This is a genomic window from Variovorax sp. MPBD4-3 (assembly GCF_058809745.1).
Map to the genome: position 1 here is coordinate 22,571 of NZ_JBXASW010000036.1, position 15,512 is coordinate 38,082.

General features: G+C 69.1%; 17 protein-coding genes. 13 read left to right on the forward strand and 4 right to left on the reverse strand.

Going from position 1 to position 15,512, the window contains the following annotated elements; genetic code table 11:
* Window positions 1-11: 11 nt before the first annotated feature.
* From AC1RVW_RS19800 to AC1RVW_RS19810, 3 genes are read right to left on the reverse strand one after another with little or no spacing between them, the layout of a single operon-like run.
* The gene (locus AC1RVW_RS19800; protein WP_493201970.1) at window positions 12-413 is read right to left on the reverse strand and encodes an OsmC family protein; all 402 of its coding nucleotides are present in this window, start codon (window positions 411-413) and stop codon (window positions 12-14) included.
* Between the two features lie 28 nt (window positions 414-441).
* On the reverse strand, window positions 442-936 hold the full coding sequence (locus tag AC1RVW_RS19805) for a GNAT family N-acetyltransferase (protein ID WP_081269310.1): 495 nt from the start codon (window positions 934-936) through the stop codon (window positions 442-444).
* 20 nt (window positions 937-956) lie between these two features.
* A complete protein-coding gene (locus AC1RVW_RS19810) occupies window positions 957-1,424 on the reverse strand; it encodes an Lrp/AsnC ligand binding domain-containing protein (RefSeq protein WP_081269309.1) in 468 nt (155 codons plus the stop codon).
* A gap of 128 nt (window positions 1,425-1,552) precedes the next feature.
* Between AC1RVW_RS19810 and AC1RVW_RS19815 the strand changes: the two genes are divergently transcribed.
* From AC1RVW_RS19815 to AC1RVW_RS19825, 3 genes are all read left to right on the forward strand, one after another.
* Window positions 1,553-2,854 carry a D-amino acid dehydrogenase gene (locus AC1RVW_RS19815; RefSeq protein WP_106938090.1) on the forward strand — a complete coding sequence of 434 codons (1,302 nt, stop codon included), beginning with the start codon at window positions 1,553-1,555 and terminating at the stop codon, window positions 2,852-2,854.
* A gap of 117 nt (window positions 2,855-2,971) precedes the next feature.
* Window positions 2,972-3,367: a BLUF domain-containing protein gene (locus AC1RVW_RS19820; RefSeq protein WP_493201972.1), complete on the forward strand. Its 396-nt coding sequence runs from the start codon at window positions 2,972-2,974 to the stop codon at window positions 3,365-3,367.
* Window positions 3,364-4,218 carry an EAL domain-containing protein gene (locus tag AC1RVW_RS19825; RefSeq protein WP_493201974.1) on the forward strand — a complete coding sequence of 285 codons (855 nt, stop codon included), beginning with the start codon at window positions 3,364-3,366 and terminating at the stop codon, window positions 4,216-4,218. The genes AC1RVW_RS19820 and AC1RVW_RS19825 overlap by 4 nt, the downstream gene beginning before the upstream one ends.
* Before the next feature lie 16 nt (window positions 4,219-4,234).
* Here AC1RVW_RS19825 and AC1RVW_RS19830 read toward each other — a convergent pair whose 3' ends face one another.
* Window positions 4,235-5,314 (reverse strand): aromatic ring-hydroxylating dioxygenase subunit alpha, encoded by a 1,080-nt coding sequence (locus tag AC1RVW_RS19830; protein ID WP_493201975.1) that lies wholly within the window; start codon window positions 5,312-5,314, stop codon window positions 4,235-4,237.
* A 335-nt stretch (window positions 5,315-5,649) separates the two neighbouring features.
* On the opposite strand from AC1RVW_RS19830, the gene AC1RVW_RS19835 reads away from it, so the two are divergent.
* From AC1RVW_RS19835 to AC1RVW_RS19880, 10 genes are all read left to right on the forward strand, one after another.
* Window positions 5,650-6,687, forward strand: a complete 1,038-nt coding sequence (locus AC1RVW_RS19835) for an ABC transporter substrate-binding protein (protein ID WP_493201977.1) — start codon at window positions 5,650-5,652, stop codon at window positions 6,685-6,687.
* Window positions 6,684-7,214, forward strand: coding sequence for a nucleoside deaminase (locus AC1RVW_RS19840; RefSeq protein WP_081269304.1), 531 nt, complete (start codon window positions 6,684-6,686; stop codon window positions 7,212-7,214). The genes AC1RVW_RS19835 and AC1RVW_RS19840 overlap by 4 nt, the downstream gene beginning before the upstream one ends.
* A gap of 24 nt (window positions 7,215-7,238) precedes the next feature.
* Window positions 7,239-8,069: an urease accessory protein UreD gene (locus AC1RVW_RS19845; protein WP_106938086.1), complete on the forward strand. Its 831-nt coding sequence runs from the start codon at window positions 7,239-7,241 to the stop codon at window positions 8,067-8,069.
* A 204-nt stretch (window positions 8,070-8,273) separates the two neighbouring features.
* On the forward strand, window positions 8,274-9,785 hold the full coding sequence (locus AC1RVW_RS19850) for a DUF4331 domain-containing protein (RefSeq protein ID WP_285413685.1): 1,512 nt from the start codon (window positions 8,274-8,276) through the stop codon (window positions 9,783-9,785).
* Between the two features lie 13 nt (window positions 9,786-9,798).
* Entirely contained in the window at window positions 9,799-10,086 is a 288-nt protein-coding gene (locus tag AC1RVW_RS19855) for a hypothetical protein (protein WP_285413686.1), read from the forward strand.
* Between the two features lie 5 nt (window positions 10,087-10,091).
* Window positions 10,092-11,273 carry a tetratricopeptide repeat protein gene (locus tag AC1RVW_RS19860; protein ID WP_493201980.1) on the forward strand — a complete coding sequence of 394 codons (1,182 nt, stop codon included), beginning with the start codon at window positions 10,092-10,094 and terminating at the stop codon, window positions 11,271-11,273.
* A complete protein-coding gene (locus AC1RVW_RS19865) occupies window positions 11,260-12,453 on the forward strand; it encodes a HupE/UreJ family protein (RefSeq protein ID WP_409196795.1) in 1,194 nt (397 codons plus the stop codon). The genes AC1RVW_RS19860 and AC1RVW_RS19865 overlap by 14 nt, the downstream gene beginning before the upstream one ends.
* Window positions 12,454-12,569: 116 nt before the next feature.
* A complete protein-coding gene (locus tag AC1RVW_RS19870) occupies window positions 12,570-13,466 on the forward strand; it encodes an iron-containing redox enzyme family protein (RefSeq protein ID WP_493201981.1) in 897 nt (298 codons plus the stop codon).
* Window positions 13,460-14,410, forward strand: a complete 951-nt coding sequence (locus tag AC1RVW_RS19875; protein WP_493201983.1) for a methyltransferase — start codon at window positions 13,460-13,462, stop codon at window positions 14,408-14,410. Before AC1RVW_RS19870 ends, AC1RVW_RS19875 begins: the two co-directional genes overlap by 7 nt.
* Complete coding sequence (locus AC1RVW_RS19880; protein WP_493201985.1) at window positions 14,410-15,504, forward strand: hypothetical protein; 1,095 nt, start codon at window positions 14,410-14,412, stop codon at window positions 15,502-15,504. The genes AC1RVW_RS19875 and AC1RVW_RS19880 overlap by 1 nt, the downstream gene beginning before the upstream one ends.
* The last annotated feature ends 8 nt before the right edge of the window (window positions 15,505-15,512 follow it).

Below are 15,512 nucleotides of genomic sequence, written 5' to 3' on the forward strand. Positions count from 1 at the left end.
GCCGCGCTGGCTCAGTCGGCCCAGCCGGTCTCGATCTCGGTCTTCACGTCGGTCATGAGCTTGTGCACCGGGCACTTGCCCGCCACGCGCAGCAGCTCGTCGCGCTGCGCCTCGCTCAGGGCGCCGCTCACGCGCAGGCCGGACTTCAGGCGGTAGACGCCCTTGCGCTCCTCGCTGTCGTCGCGGTCGACCACCACCTCGATGTCTTCCACCGGAATGCCCTTGCGGCGCGCGTAGATCAGCACGGTGAGCGCCTTGCAGGCCGCGAGCGACGCGTCGTACAGGTCGTGCGGCTCGGGGCCGGCGTCGCTGCCTCCGCCGGCCGGCGAGGCATCGACCGGGATCTCGTGGTTGCGGATCTTCAGGATGTGGCGCGTGCCGGTGGTGCCGTCGCGGCGGATCGAGATGGTCATGCGGATGTCCTTGGTGGGAGGTTGCTGTTCAGGATGCAAGCGGCTTCACGTACAGGATGGTCGTGAAGCCGCTGTGCCATTCGAGATCGGGGTAGCGGTCGGCTTCGCGGTAGCCGAGCGCGAGGTAGAAGCCCTGGCTCTGCGTGTTGAAGGTGTCGGTCTCCAGCCGCGCGAGCGTCACACCGCTGGCGCGCATGCCGTCTTCCGCGAAGGCCATCAACGCGCGTGCGATACCGCGGCGCTGCTGCGCGGCCGGCACGTGCAGCGCATGCACGAAGTCATGCTCCCAATGGACCATGCCGACCACCTCGCCTTCGATCTCGGCAACGAAGAAGGCCGGACCCATCTCGTCGATGTAGCCCACGGGCTCGCCACTCTCGCGGTAGGTGCGCAACGCCTCCGGGCTGAGTTGCGGCAGCCAGGTGCTCGCGAAGGTGTCGTCGAGGATGGCCTTGACGGCGTCGAAGTCGTCCAGCCGCCAGGGGCGGATGGTGATGCCGGGAATGTCGCGGTCCGTGCTCATCGTTGTGTCCAGCGGTCTGTTCACCGGTCCACGGCCAGCGTCAGGGTTTCCTTGATTTCCTCCATCACCACGTAGCTGTGCGACTCGGCCGCCACCGGCAGCTTCTTGAGGATGTCGCCCAGCAGGTGGCGGTATTCGCTCATGCCGCTGAGCCGCGCCTTCACCAGGTAGTCGAAGCTGCCCGACACCAGGTGGCATTCGAGCACCTCGGGCATGTGCAGCAGTTCCTGCTTGACCTTGTCGAACACGTCGCCTGACTTGGCCGACAGCTTGATCTCGACGAACACCAGCAGCGTCTTGCCCAGTGCCTCGGGGGACACCCGCGCGTGATAGCCGGTGATGACGCCGTCGCGCTCCATGCGCTTCACCCGCTCCGCGCAGGGCGACGCCGACAGGCCGATGTGCTCGGCCAGTTCGGTCATGGAAATGCGGCCCTGGCGCTGCAAGGCATCGAGGATCCGGCGGTCGATTCGGTCGAGTTCGGGCATTTCACTTCGCAGGCGGCCTTGGGCGATTTCCAGCAGCGGATTTCACTGCCGAATCTCAAAAAACAATGGAATCCACTGGATTGTGCATCTTAAATTCCTTTCATTCCATTCGAATCGGCGGATACACCATGAAAGTCATTGTTCTCGGCGGCGGCGTGATCGGTACCACCACGGCCTACTACCTCGCGCGCTCCGGCGCGGAGGTCACCCTGCTCGACCGGCAGGACGGTCCGGCCGAGGAAACCAGCTTCGGCAACGCCGGCCAGGTGTCGCCCGGCTACTCCACGCCGTGGGCAGCGCCGGGCATTCCGCTGAAGGCCATCAAGTGGATGTTCAAGAAGCATGCGCCGCTGTCGATCCGCCCCGACGGCACGATGTTCCAGCTGCGCTGGATGGCCGCCATGCTGCGCAACTGCTCGCCCGAGGCGTACGCCGTGAACAAGGAGCGCATGATGCGCGTGGCCGAATACAGCCGCGGCTGCCTGCAGCAGCTGCGTGCCGACACCGGCCTGCAGTACGAGCAGCGCACCGGCGGCACCCTGCAGCTGTTCCGCACGCAGGCCCAGCTCGACGCGGTGCAGCGCGACATCGCGGTGCTCGAAGAGTGCGGCGTGCCATACGAACTGCTCGACCGCGATTCGCTGGCGAGCGTGGAGCCCGCGCTGGCCGGCGCACGCGACCGCCTCACCGGCGGCCTGCGCCTGCCCAACGACGAAACCGGCGACTGCCACCTCTTCACCCGCGGCCTCGCGGAAATCGCGCGCGGCCTGGGCGTGGACTTCCGCTTCGGCCAGACCATCGCCGGCCTGGAAACCGACGGCAGCCGCATCACCGGCGTGCGCACCACCACCGGCAAGATCCTCACCGCCGACCGCTACGTGATGGCCTTCGGGAGCTATTCGCGCGCCGCCATCGCCTCGCTGGGCCTGGACATCCCGGTCTACCCGGTCAAGGGCTATTCGCTGACCGTGCCGCTGCTGGACGAATCGCTGGCCCCGCAATCGACGGTGCTCGACGAGACCTACAAGGTGGCCGTCACCCGCTTCGACAACCGCATCCGCGTGGGCGGCATGGCCGAACTCGGCGGCTTCGACCTGCGCCTGAACCCGGCGCGCCGCGCCACGCTCGAAAAGGTGGTGACCGACCTGTTCCCCGGCGGCGACGTGCCGCGCGCCACGTTCTGGACCGGCCTGCGCCCGATGACGCCCGACAGCACGCCCATCGTCGGCGGCACACGCTACGCCAACCTGTTCCTCAACACCGGCCACGGCACGCTGGGATGGACCATGGCCTGCGGCTCGGGCAAGCTCATCTCCGACATGGTGATGGGCCAGCGCCCCGAGATCCGTACCGACGGCCTCGCGATGGACCGCTACGAACAGGGCGCGCCGCGCGCAACGCGCCCCAGCACCGCTGCCGCACCCGCCTGACGCACCTGACGAAGGCTTGGGCCACGCCGTCACGGCACATTGGCCTACAGGATCGCCGCGACGTCGCGGTTGCACGGTTGGTTTCCGCCGCTACCCTCGAGGGGACGGATCCAACTCATGCAACCCCTCATTCACATCGCCTACGCGAGCAAAGCGACACAAGCCTTCGACCCCGGCGCCCTGGCGCAGCTGATGCAGAGCGCAAGCAGCGCCAATGAACGCCGCGGACTCACGGGCTTTCTGCTCTACGACAACCGCCATTTCTTTCAGTTGCTGGAAGGTCCGCCGGCCGTTGTCGACGAGACCTTCCAGAAGATCGTCGCCGACGCGCGGCATGGCGAGATCGTCCGCATCCTGAACGAGCCCCTTCCCGCGCGCCAGTTCGACGAATGGTCCATGTCGTTCATGGCCATGGCACCGGGCGAACTCCGCGCCATCGACGGGCTGCAAGACGTCTTCGACGCAGACGCCACGTTCACGCAATTGAATCCGGCACAGGCGCGCGCCGGGTGATAGCCGCCTTTGCCGACGGACGCTGGCGGCAGAACATCGTCGGGCGCGCATCGCAAGGAAGGGCGACCGTCACCGGCGCGGCCGCCGACGCGCCGGACTTGACCCCGCCCGCATCGGCGGCCTGGGCGTCGGCGTACGGCCGCAGCTATGCCTATCAGCCGATCGTCGACACGGCGGCACTGAAGGTCGTGTCCTATGAGGCCCTCGTTCGCGGCGCCCGCGGCGAATCGGCCTTCCAGGTGCTGGGGGCGGTGCCTGCCGCGCAGCTCCACGGCTTCGACGCCGAAGGCCGAACCGAAGCCATCGCTCAAGCGGCGCGCCTGGGGATCGCCTGCGACCTGAACCTGAACTTCATGCCGCAGAGCGCCGTCGCGTCCCCGCGCGTTCTGGACAGCACCGTGGCCGCGGCCCGGCGATGCGGTATCGGGCTCGACCGCATCGTCATCGAGATCACGGAGACCGAGGCCATCCAGGACCATCGCGGCTTCTCGGAGTCGATCGACGTGTACCGGCGCCAGGGGTTGAAGGTGGCCATCGACGACTTCGGGGCCGGTTACTCGGGGCTGAATCTGCTCGCCGAATTCCAGCCCGACCAGATCAAGGTGGATATCGCCCTGGTGCGCCAGATTCAGGTCAACGGGCCGCGCCAGTCGATCGTGCGGGCGATCGTCGGCCTGTGCCGCGAGCTGTGCATCGACGTGATCGCCGAAGGCATCGAGTCGACGGACCAGCTGCGCTGGCTGGAAGACGAAGGCGTGCACCTGTTCCAGGGCTACCTCTTCGCGAAGCCGGGCTTCGAGTGCCTGCCGATGCCCGCGTTTCCCCAGCCTCGCCAGATGCAGCCGTTCTAGACCCAGGCCCAGACCCTTACGCGGCCTTCGCAACAGGAATGACGGCGCCCATGCTGCGGTGAACCTCGGCTTCGCCATGCTTCGCCAGCAACTGCATGAGGTGCTTGCGGATCAGCATGCCCGGCTTGTCCGACTCCATCGAATACTCCACACCGCGCCGGCGCGTGTCGACCAGCGCGTCCGGATCGGTCGACTCGAGGATGTCCTTGTCCTCGCGCGTCACCGCATCGTCGAAGTCGATCAGCATCTGCGCCGCGCAGTCGGCCTCGGTGTCGTTGCGGAACAGCCATTGGCACAGCTGCATGCGCCCGTCGTCGATGGGGGTGAAGCAGTTGATGATGATGTGGCGCACACCGCTCGGATACTCGATGTCGAGCCGCCGCGAGAACGGCAGGAAGTACGCGTTGCGCATGTGGCGCGTGGTGATCGGGTCGGTCACGCCGCTGATCGCGTGGAACTTCACCGGGTTGGTGGCCTCGATGACCGTCTCGGCATAGAAGCCCGTTTCGTTTTCCACCAGTTCGTACTTGCTCGGCTTGGGGCTCGCGGCCACGCCGAAGGTGGCGCGATGCACGAAGCTGAAGTGCGAGTTGTCGAACGAGTTCTCCAGCGCGCGCATCGGGCTGGTCTGCCACTCCTCGTAGAACTGGAAGATGGTGCGGTAGCCCGGGTCGTCGAACTCGGGAATGACGGGGATGTCGGCGATCGGATCTTCCAGCGCCACCCAGGCATAGCCGTAGCGCGCGGTGCAGTGGTAGGCCGTGGTGCGGTACTCGGGCGAGATCTTGCGGTCGGCGTCGTACTGCGGAATGCGCACCACCTGGCCGCTGCGGTCGTAGGTCCAGCCGTGGTAGCCGCATTGGATGGCACCGGTGCCGCAGGCCTGGCCTTCGCTGTCCACGCACCAGCCTTTTGACAGCTTCGCGGTGCGGTGGCAGCAGCGGTCGCGCAGCGCGGCAGGCTGGCCGTGCGAATCGATGAAGAGAACGATGTCCTCGCCCAGCAGCTTGAAAGGCTTCGGGCCGTTGGCGAGTTCGGTGAGCGGCATGACGGCATGCCAGAACTTGCGGAAGACGGGTTGTTGGGTAACGAGCATGCGCGGACTCCTTCTGTGGTCGTGTGGGGACGAACTGAAAGAGCAATTTCCCGCCGGGACGGACGATGCCCGCCACGTGGCTGAACGCTTCTACTCTGCGCAAGCTGCCTCGCAAATTGCGCGCCTGGATTGTGGCTCCGCTTTTTCCGCGATGCACGCTTTCCTTCGCAATGCCCGAGCAAAAGCCTTGGCATGCCTCGTGCATCGACCGGTGCAAGAGTAGAAGCGTTCAGCAGCGCACGCACCATCCACGTGCGCCCGCCCGGAAATTGCTCTTGAAACGCCTTCTGCCTTGCGGCGGAGGGATTCAAGACCCGAAGACTCCGAGGCCCCACATGCAACGTCGATTCTTTCTTGCGGCCGGCACCGCCGCCCTTGCCCCCATCGCCGCGCCGTCCGTGTTCGCCCAGGGCAGCACCGGCAAGCTCACCCCGCTCAAGTTCACGCTCGACTTCCGCATCAACGGGCAGACAGCGCCCTTCTTCCTTGCACTGGCCAAGGGCTACTACAGGGACGAGGGACTCGATGTGAGCATCGACACCGGCGCGGGCTCGGTCGCCTCGATCACGCGCATTGCCAGCGGCGTGTACCAGCTGGGCCTGGGCGACATCAGCTCGCTGGTCGAGTTCAACGCGCAGAACCCGGGCACACCGATGGTGCAGGCCGTGTACCAGTACTACAACCGCGCACCATTCGTGATCATCGGCCGCAAGGACCGTGGCGTCGGCGCAGACTTCAGGAGCCTCGCGGGCAAGAAGGTGGCCGCCGCGGCCGTCGAATCGACACGGCGCGCTTGGCCGATGGTGGCGCGCAAGCAGGGCATGCGTGCCGATGCCTTCCAGTGGCAGACCACCGACTTCAGCGCGCGCGACAACGTGATGGTGCGCGGCGACGTCGATGCCGCCACCTATTTCCACGACTCGGCCGTGTCGCTGTTCGCACGCATGAAGCCGGAGGAGCTGTCGGTGCTCAAGTATGCGGACGCCGGCGTCAACCTGTACGGCAACGCGATCCTCGCCAGCAGCAACCTCGTGGCGCAGAACCCGAAGGTGGTGGCCGCCTTCCTGCGCGCGAGCAACCGCGCCATCGTCGAGACCTTTGCCAACCCGGCGCCGAGCATCGCGGCCATGCGCCAGCGCGAACCCATCCTCGACGAGAAGATCGAACTCGAGCGCTGGGGCATCACGGCGCAGTACGTGGGCGCGGCGGACACGCGCGGCCACGGGCTTGGCGATATAAAGAAACTCACGCTCGAGCAGCAGGTCGACGAAGTGGCCGATGTCTTCGGCCTCAAGGTCAAGCCCGCGTCCGACGCCATCTTCAACACTTCAATGCTCCCATCGCGCAGCGAACGCTCCCTCCCCAAGGCATGAACATCCTCAGCAGCAACAACAACACCGCCTACCCCGCCGAAACGACGCTCGACGAGCGCGACGGCCGCTACCTGCGCAAGGCCATCGTGTGGTCGCACGCGGCGCGTCGGCGGGGCAACCGCCCCTTCGGCTCGGTCATCGTCTCGGCCGCCGGCGAGGTACTGGCCGAGGCCGGCAACAGCAACACCGAGACCGGCGACTGCACCGCCCATGCGGAGGTCAACGCATTGCGCGCGCTGGCAGGGCGCAACATCTCGCGCGAAGAGCTGGCAGGTGCCACGCTTTACGCCTCGGGCGAGCCCTGCGTGATGTGCGCGGGCGCGATCTTCTGGTCGAACATCGGCCGGGTGGTGTTCGGCATCGACGCCGAGCGCCTGCGCGTGTTCCGCGGCGAGCGGCAGGACCAGCGCGACGCCGAGCTGTCGTGCCGCGACGTGTTCCGCGCCTCGCCGCATCCGATCGAGTGCATCGGCCCCGCTCTCGTCGACGAAGCCAGCGCCGCGCACGACGGCGCCTGGAAGACCTGAAAGCGGGCGCACTAGACTCGCCGCATGCCCTGGCACGCCCGTCTCCATCTCGCCTACACACAAGAAGCCGCCCGCACCGTCGCCCGCTTTCGCCATGACGGCCCGCTGCGCATCCTGCAGAGCCTCTACCCCGAGGGCGACGCCGTCTGCCACAACGTGCTGGTGCACCCGCCGGGCGGGCTGGTGGGCGGCGACACGCTCGACATCGACATCGAGGCTGCCGACGGCAGCCATGGCCTGATCACCACGCCCGGTGCCTCGCGGTTCTACCGCTCCGAAGGCGAACTGGCGCTGCAGCGCACCCGCATTCGCCTCGCGGCCGGTGCGCGGCTCGAATGGCTGCCGCTCGAAGCCATCTGCTACAGCGGTTGCCGGGCCGAGAACCGCCTGAGCATCGAAGTGGCGCCCGGCGCCGAGCTGATCGGCTGGGACGTCACCGCGCTCGGCCTGCCCAACGCCGGCCAGCCCTTCGAGCGCGGCACCTACCTGCAGCACATCGAAGTGCCGGGCGTGTGGCTGGAGCGTGGCCGCATCGACGCGGCCGACCATCGGCTGCTGCAAAGCCCGCTGGGCCTGGGCGGCCACCGCTGCATGGCCTCGCTGTTCTTCGTGGCAGGTTCACCGCTGGCGCGCGCGCGCCGCGACGCGCTGCTGGCGCATGCGCGCGGCCTGCTGGAAGCCGGCCCGCTGCACGGCAGCGCCGGCGCCACCAGCCCGCATGCCGAGGTGGTCGTGCTGCGGGTGCTGGCGCCAGTGGTCGAACCCGCGATGCAGCTGCTGCGCCAGGTGTGGCAGGCATGGCGCGGCGAACTGTGGCAGTTGCCGAGCGCCACGCCGCGCATCTGGGCGACCTGAGCGCCGACGGCGCGCCTGACCGCGCTCCTTCCAGACCGCGCCCGCGTGCGTCTGCACCACAACGGCGGGCTTGGCAAGCGAGCAAGCACCTAGCCGCTTCGACGCATCCAGCTGAACTTGTTGGCCGTACTCAGACAGCGCCGGCCCGCGGCCGCGCAAGTCGTCCGTGCCCATTCCAACACTTTCACTACCGAGGTGACGTCGATGAGATTGTCCAAAACGCCTGTCCAGGCCTGTGTTCTCGCGCTCAGTGCGCTCGCCGCCGTGAGCGCATTCGCCTCCAGCCACCGCGAGGCGCCCTCGATCGCGGGGATGCCCAAGCTCGACGGCACAGACTTCTACATGTTCCGCAGCTACGAGCCCAACCGCCAGGACTACGTGACGCTGATCGCCAACTACCAGCCCGACCAGGGCGCGTACGGCGGCCCCAACTACTACTCGATGGATCCGAACGGGCTGTACGAGATCCACATCGACAACACCGGCAGCGCGATGGAAGCGCTGACCTTCCAGTTCCGCTTCACCAACACGCTGCGCGACATCCAGCTGCCGATCTCGGGCAAGCAGGTCTCGATTCCGCTGGTGCAGGCCGGCCAGATCTCGGCGCCCAACCAGGCCACGAGCAACCTGCGCGAGACGTTCACGCTCACCGTCGTGCGCGGCGACCGCCGCAAGGGCCAGGCCGCCGCCGTCACCAATGCCGCCAACGGCAACACCGTGTTCGACCGGCCGACCGACAACATCGGCGAGAAGACCTTCGGCGGCCCGAACGGCTATGCCGCCTATGCGGCCCAGCAGATCTACAACATCAACATCCCCGGCTGCGCCGCGGGGGGCCGCGTGTTCGCGGGCCAGCGCCAGGACCCGTTCGCGGTCGCGCTGGGCCAGGTGTTCGACCTGATCAATCTCAACCCGCTCGGCTCGACCAGCGCCTACGGCGCGGGCACGCTGGCCACGCGCAACGTCAGCACGCTGGCGCTCGAGGTGCCGATCTCCTGCCTCACCGCGGGCGGCACCGGCCCGATCATCGGCGGCTGGACCACGGCCAGCGCGCGCCAGGGCCGCCTGATCGCCAGCCCGCCCAAGAGCGGCCACGGCACCACGACGCTCAACGGCGGCGCATGGGCGCAGGTTTCCCGCCTGGGCATGCCGCTGGTCAACGAAGTGGTCATCGGCCTGAAGGACAAGGACGCGTTCAACAGCTCCAAGCCGATGGACGACGGCCAGTTCGCCACCTACGTGACCAACCCGACGCTGCCCGCGCTGATCCAGTCGCTGTACCCCAGCGCACCGGCACCCACGAACTTCCCGCGCACCGACCTGGTCGCGGCCTTCCTGACGGGCATCGACGGCCTGAACAAGCCCGCCAACGTCAAGGCCTCGGAAATGCTGCGCCTGAACACCAGCATCGCGCCCACGGCGATGGCGAGCCAGAGCAACCTCGGCGTGGCCGGCGGCGACAACGCGGGCTTCCCGAACGGGCGACGCCCGGGCGACGACGTGGTGGACATCGAGCTGCGCGTGGCCATGGGCGCCCTGTGCGTGCTGACGGGTGCCAACGACGCGCTCAAGGTCGGGTGCAAGCCCGCCGATGCGCCGGCCGGCGGCGCGGCCATCACCGACGGCGCGCTGCAGAGCCCGTCGCAGTTCCCGGCTGCGTTCCCCTACCTGAACACCCCGCTGCCCGGCGCCGTCAACGCCGCAGCGGCACCATGAACGGGAGCACGGCATGAACCGGAACATCCATCGCATCGGCGCCGCCCTGCTGCTGGCCGCAGCCCTTGCCGGCTGCGGCGGCGGAGGTGGTGGCGGCGGGGGCGGGTTCTACCCGTTCCCGATCGGCGGAAACAACCCGCCGCAGAATCCGCCGCCCGCACAGGCCGATCCCTACGACCAGTTCATCGCCTATGTGCAGGCAATGGTCGCCACCATGCTCGACACGAGCGAACCGGCGAACGTGGCGGTCTTCGACCCGCCGCCGACGTCGGAGACCAAAGAGCCGGTCGCCACGCAGTAGCCGACATGCGCCGCACCGCATCCGCGACAGCATGGGTGGCAGGCGCCGTGCTCGCGCTGGCCGCCTTTGCAACGCACGCGGTGCCGCGCGTGCCCGCCAGCGACGACGAAGTGGTGGAGACACTGCCCGTCGTCGCCGGCTGGTCGGGCGAACAACGCCGGCTGCGCCGTGAACTGGCGCAGCGGCCGAACGACGAGGCCACGGCCATCGCGGCGGCCTCCACCTACCTCGACCTCGCCCGCGAACAGGGCGACGCGCGCTACGCCGGCTACGCCATGGGCGCGCTGCAGGCCTGGGAAGCCACGCCGCCGGCCCGGATCCCACCCGCGGTGCTGGTCATGCGCGCCACGGTCGCTCAGTTCCTGCATGACTTCGACGGTGCCGAAGCCACCCTGCGGATGGCGCTCGCCAGACGCCCCAACGATGCGCAGGCGTGGATCACGCTGGCCACCATTCTTCGCGTGCGCGGGCGCTACAACGAATCGGACGCCGCCTGCCGCTCGCTCGGACGATCGGGCCCCGCCTTCTACGGCGTGGCCTGCCTCGCGGAAAACGCCGGGCTGCGCGGCAACCACGCCGACGCCCGCCAAGCATTGCAGGCCCTGCTGGCAGACCCCGCGCTGCGCGACGCAGACAAGGCCGGCACGCGGCAGTGGCTGCTGACCAGCGTCGCCGAGGTGGAAGAACTGGCGGGCCGCCAGGCCGAAGCCGACGCCGCCTATCGCAAGGCCGTGGCGGCGCAACGCTCGGGCTACCTGCTGCTGGCCTACAGCGACTATCTGCAGCGCGCCGGGCGCCATGCCGAAATCCCGAGGCTGCTGGCCAACGAGGCGCGCAGCGACGCGGTGCTGCTTCGGCTGGCCATTGCCGGCGCCGCGGCGCGCGACAAGCGCGCCCAGGCCGAAGCCGACGAACTGCGCCAGCGCTTCGAGGCCGCCGCGCTTCGCCCCGGCACCACCGCGCTGCATGCACGCGAGGAAGCCATGTTCGCGCTCGACGTGCAGAACGACCCGAAGCGCGCGCTCGAACTCGCGCGCCTGAACCTCAGGCTGCAGCGCGAGCCCATCGACTTCCTGGTGTTCGCGCGAGCCGCCTCGGCCGCCAACGACACCACCGCGCGCGACGAAGTGAAGGCGCTGATGCAACAGATCGGACTGAAGGATGCGCGTGTCGATGCAACGCCTTGAACGCGCCGGGCTGGCCGTGCTCGCCATGCTGATGCTGGTCGGTCTGCTCCTCGGCGCGGCGCCGGCCCACGCGCACAAGGCGAGCGATGCCTACCTGCAGTTGCAGCGCAAGGGCGACACGATCGACCTGCGCTGGGACATCGCGCTGCGCGACCTCGACGCGATGCTCGACCTGGACACCAACGCCGACCGCAAGCTCAGCTGGGGCGAGGTGCGCACGCGCCTTGCGGACATCCGCGCCTATGCGCTGGCGCGCCTGCGCCTGCAGCAAGGCCAATGCGTGCTGGCCGAAGCGCAGCCGCCGGCCGTCGAAGACCGCATCGACGGCGCCTACCTCGTGCTGCGGCTGCAGGCGCCATGCAAGGCGGGCGCCGCGCTCGACATCGACTACCGCCTGTTCCGCGAGGTCGATCCCACGCACCGCGGCCTGCTGCGCATGGAAGCGGAAGACGCCGCCAGCGCACAGCCCACGGTGCGCTCGCTCGACCCGTCGGCCGGGCCGGTTTCGCTGCCGTGGCCCGGCAATGCCGGTGAGGCCGGCGCGGCGGGCACCGATGCGGCGGCGCAGGCCGACGGCGGCTTCTTTCGCGACGGCATCCACCACATCCTCATCGGCTACGACCACATCCTGTTCCTGATCTGCCTGCTGCTGCCCGCCGTGCTGCGCCGGCGTGCGGACGGCTGGGAGCCGGTGCTCGCGTGGCGCGAAGCGGTGTGGCCGATGCTGGGCATCGTCACCATGTTCACCATCGCGCACTCGATCACGCTGGCGCTCGCGGGGCTGAAGATCGTGACCATCTCGCCGCGCATCATCGAGCCCGGCATCGCCATCACCATCATGCTGGCGGCCATCGACAACATCTACCCGGTGCTGCGCGGGCGCCGCAAGCTCTTCAGCTTCCTGTTCGGGCTGATCCACGGCTTCGGCTTCGCGGGCGCGCTGGCCGAGCTCGACCTGCCGCTGCGCGACTTCGTGATCGCACTGCTGCAGTTCAACCTGGGCGTGGAGGCCGGGCAGCTGATGGTCGTGGCCGTGGTGCTCGTCGCATTGCTGGCGCTGCGCAACTGGCAGCGCTATCCGCCGCTGGTGCTGCGCGGCGGCTCGGCGCTGGCGGTGCTGGTGGCGGCCATCTGGCTCGGCGAGCGCGTGTTCGACGTCAAGGTGCTTCCTTTTTCATAGCGCACCCATCCGCATGCCCCATTGCGGGAACGCATGTGTAGACCCCGTCTGACGGACAGCCTCCCCGCAAGAGCGCACGCTGGCCCCTTTCCTCCACCGCCCGAGAAGGATCGCCCATGTCCGCAGACGACATCACGGACCCGGCCGCGCAACGGCTGCTGCACCGGCGCCTCGCCCGTTTCAACGCCGCCCGGCTGAAGCCGGGCACTCCTTCCCCGCAGTGGCGCGAAGACCTCGCGCGCGAGCACGAACACCGGCTGCTGGAAGGCGACTTCCTCGAAGCCCTGCGCAGCCAGGTGCAGGTGGCGGCGTCCGCCGCGGCCGGCAATGCGGACCACTTCGCGAGCTGGTTCGAGACGCTGGAGCGCACCGGCCCCGGCCAGCACCACCCGCTGTTCGACTGGCTGGCGGAAGAAGCCACGCTGGCGCAGATGCGCTGGTTCCTCACGCAGGAGGCCGCGGGCGAGGCGGGCTTCGAAGACCTGCTGGCCTTCACCCAGGTCAAGCTGCCGCCGCAGCCCAAGCTCGAGTGCGCACGCAACTTCTGGGACGAGATGGGGCACGGCAAGCAAGGCGCCATGCACGGCCAGATGCTCGAGCAGATGGTGCGCGAACTCGACCTGCATCCGGCCATCGACACCACGGCGTGGGAGTCGCTCGCGCTGGCCAACACCATGGTGGGTCTTGCGACCTCGCGGCGCTATGCGTACCACGCCGTGGGCGCGCTCGGCGTGATCGAGCTCACCGCGCCGGGCCGCGTGAAGAAGGTGGCGGCCGGCATGCGCCGGCTGGGCCTGAGCGGCCGCGCGCGCGCCTATTTCGACCTGCATGCGGCGCTCGACGTGTCGCATGCACGCGCCTGGCTGCGCGAAGTGATCCGGCCGCTGGTCGCGGAAGACCCGGCCTGCGGGCAGTTCATCGCCGAGGGCGCGCTGATGCGGCTGGCCTGCGGGGCGCGTTGCTTCGCGCGCTATGCGGCGGAACTGCAGATCGAGGAGGCCGCCGCATGCTGAATGCCGCCGGCGTATTGCGCCAGGTGGCGGCCACGGGCTATCGCTTCACCACCGTCACCCCCCTCACCCACCAGCGCGTGCTCGCGCGACGCGGTCGTGAGCCGGGTTCGACGTTGCGCGACGTCTTCGGCTGGAACCTCCCGTTCGAAGCGGGTGCGTTGCCGCCCGCGCTGCTGGCCGGCATGGAGCAGGCCGGCATCGTGCGGCGCGACGCTTCGCTGCTGCGCAGCACCGTGCGCATCGCCAGCCTCGGCGACGACCTGTTCTTCCACTCGGCATACCCCACGGTCGAAGAGAACGCCGTGTTCTTCGGCCCCGACACCAGCCGCTTCGCGCGCTTCATCGGCCATGCCCTGCAAGCGCTCAAGCCCCGGGGCGCAGTCCCGCTGCGCGTGCTGGACATCGGCTGCGGCAGCGGTGCGGGCGGCATCGTCGCGGCGCGTGCGCTGGCCGAAGCCGGCGCGGCGGCGACGGTGGTCATGAACGACATCAACCCGCTTGCGCTGCAATACACCGCCGTCAACGCAGAGGCGGCCGGCGTTCCCGTGGCGCTGGCGCAGGGCGATGCACTCTCGGCGGTGCAGGGCACGTTCGACCTCATCATCTCCAACCCGCCCTACCTCGACGACGCCGCGCAGCGCGCCTACCGGCACGGCGGCGCGCGGCTCGGGCGGGCCCTGGGCGTGCGCATCGCGGCAGAGTCGCTGAAGCGTCTTGCGCCGGGCGGCCGGCTGCTGCTGTACACCGGCGTGGCCATGGTGGACGGCGAAGATCCCTTCCTGCGCGAGCTGCAACCGCTGCTCGCGGCCTCGGGCTTCGAGTGGTCGTATGCGGAGATCGACCCCGACGTGTTCGGAGAGGAGCTGGAGCGGCCGGTGTACGCGCACATCGACCGCATCGCCGCGGTCGGCCTCGTCGCCCGCCGTCCGCTGGGAGACGGGTAGTGGCCGCCGAACTCGACATCGGCCCCGACGCGCGCCGCCTGTCGCAGGTGCGCGAATGCAGTTTGCTCGAACGCATGCCCAAGTGGCTCATCTGCGTGCCGCTGGTCGTGCAGTGGCTGTGGCTGTCGGTGCGCCACGGCGGCGTCACCGTGCCGTCGGCGGCCAACCCCCATCTCACGTCGGGCGGCCTGGTGGGCGAAGGCAAGCTCGAGTACTTCGACGGCATGGGCCCGCTCGCGCGCTCCTTCACTGCCGACCACTGCGCCGTGCGCAACGACGACACCGCCACCGAGCCCGCGCTGCGCCAGGCCATGGAACGCGCCGGCTTCGGTTTCCCGGTGGTCGTCAAGCCCAACCTCGGCTTGTGCGGCTATGGCGTGCGCCTGCTGCACGACATGGCCGCGCTGCGGGCCTACCTCGCGGTGTTCCCGCGCGACGAGACGGTGGTGCTGCAGCGCTACCTGCCGCAGGAGGGCGAAGCCGGCATCTTCTACGCGCGCGATCCGGTGACGGACGAGGGCCGCATCATCGGCCTGGCGCTGCGCTACTTCCCGCGCGTGACCGGCGACGGCCGCAGCACCGTGGGCGAACTCATCGCGGCCGACACGCGCGCGCGCCGCATCGCGCGTTCGCCGCGCCACGAATGCCGCGTGCCGCTTGCGAGCGTGCCCGCCGCCGGGCAGCACGTGCGGCTGGCCACCATCGGCTCGACCCGCGTCGGCGGGCTCTACCGCAACGGCGCGGCGCTGGCCACGCCGGAGCTCGCGCGCGCCGTCGATGCCATCGCGCGCGACATGCCCGCATTTCACTTCGGCCGCTTCGACGTGCGCTTCGACAGCCTGCGCGAGCTGGCCGCCGGTCGCGGCTTCACCATCATGGAGATCAACGGCGCGGGCTCCGAGGCCATCGAGGCCTGGGACCCCGACATCGGCGTGCTGCAGGGCTTTCGCATGGTCTTCGCGAAGCAGCGGCTGCTGTTCGCCATCGGCGCCGCGCAGCGCAGGAGGGGCGTGCGGCCGATCGGGCTGCTGGCGCTGGCACGGCTCAACCGGCGGCAGAACCGCCTGGTCGAGCGGTACCCGCCTTCCAACTGAGAGATCAG

Coding starts and splice junctions, on each gene's coding strand:
- AC1RVW_RS19800 (WP_493201970.1), bottom strand. CDS start 413: ATGACCATCTCGATCCGCCGCGACGGCACCACCGGCACGCGCCACATC.
- AC1RVW_RS19805 (WP_081269310.1), bottom strand. CDS start 936: ATGAGCACGGACCGCGACATTCCCGGCATCACCATCCGCCCCTGGCGG.
- AC1RVW_RS19810 (WP_081269309.1), bottom strand. CDS start 1,424: ATGCCCGAACTCGACCGAATCGACCGCCGGATCCTCGATGCCTTGCAG.
- AC1RVW_RS19815 (WP_106938090.1), top strand. CDS start 1,553: ATGAAAGTCATTGTTCTCGGCGGCGGCGTGATCGGTACCACCACGGCC.
- AC1RVW_RS19820 (WP_493201972.1), top strand. CDS start 2,972: ATGCAACCCCTCATTCACATCGCCTACGCGAGCAAAGCGACACAAGCC.
- AC1RVW_RS19830 (WP_493201975.1), bottom strand. CDS start 5,314: ATGCTCGTTACCCAACAACCCGTCTTCCGCAAGTTCTGGCATGCCGTC.
- AC1RVW_RS19835 (WP_493201977.1), top strand. CDS start 5,650: ATGCAACGTCGATTCTTTCTTGCGGCCGGCACCGCCGCCCTTGCCCCC.
- AC1RVW_RS19840 (WP_081269304.1), top strand. CDS start 6,684: ATGAACATCCTCAGCAGCAACAACAACACCGCCTACCCCGCCGAAACG.
- AC1RVW_RS19845 (WP_106938086.1), top strand. CDS start 7,239: ATGCCCTGGCACGCCCGTCTCCATCTCGCCTACACACAAGAAGCCGCC.
- AC1RVW_RS19850 (WP_285413685.1), top strand. CDS start 8,274: ATGAGATTGTCCAAAACGCCTGTCCAGGCCTGTGTTCTCGCGCTCAGT.
- AC1RVW_RS19855 (WP_285413686.1), top strand. CDS start 9,799: ATGAACCGGAACATCCATCGCATCGGCGCCGCCCTGCTGCTGGCCGCA.
- AC1RVW_RS19860 (WP_493201980.1), top strand. CDS start 10,092: ATGCGCCGCACCGCATCCGCGACAGCATGGGTGGCAGGCGCCGTGCTC.
- AC1RVW_RS19865 (WP_409196795.1), top strand. CDS start 11,260: ATGCAACGCCTTGAACGCGCCGGGCTGGCCGTGCTCGCCATGCTGATG.
- AC1RVW_RS19870 (WP_493201981.1), top strand. CDS start 12,570: ATGTCCGCAGACGACATCACGGACCCGGCCGCGCAACGGCTGCTGCAC.
- AC1RVW_RS19875 (WP_493201983.1), top strand. CDS start 13,460: ATGCTGAATGCCGCCGGCGTATTGCGCCAGGTGGCGGCCACGGGCTAT.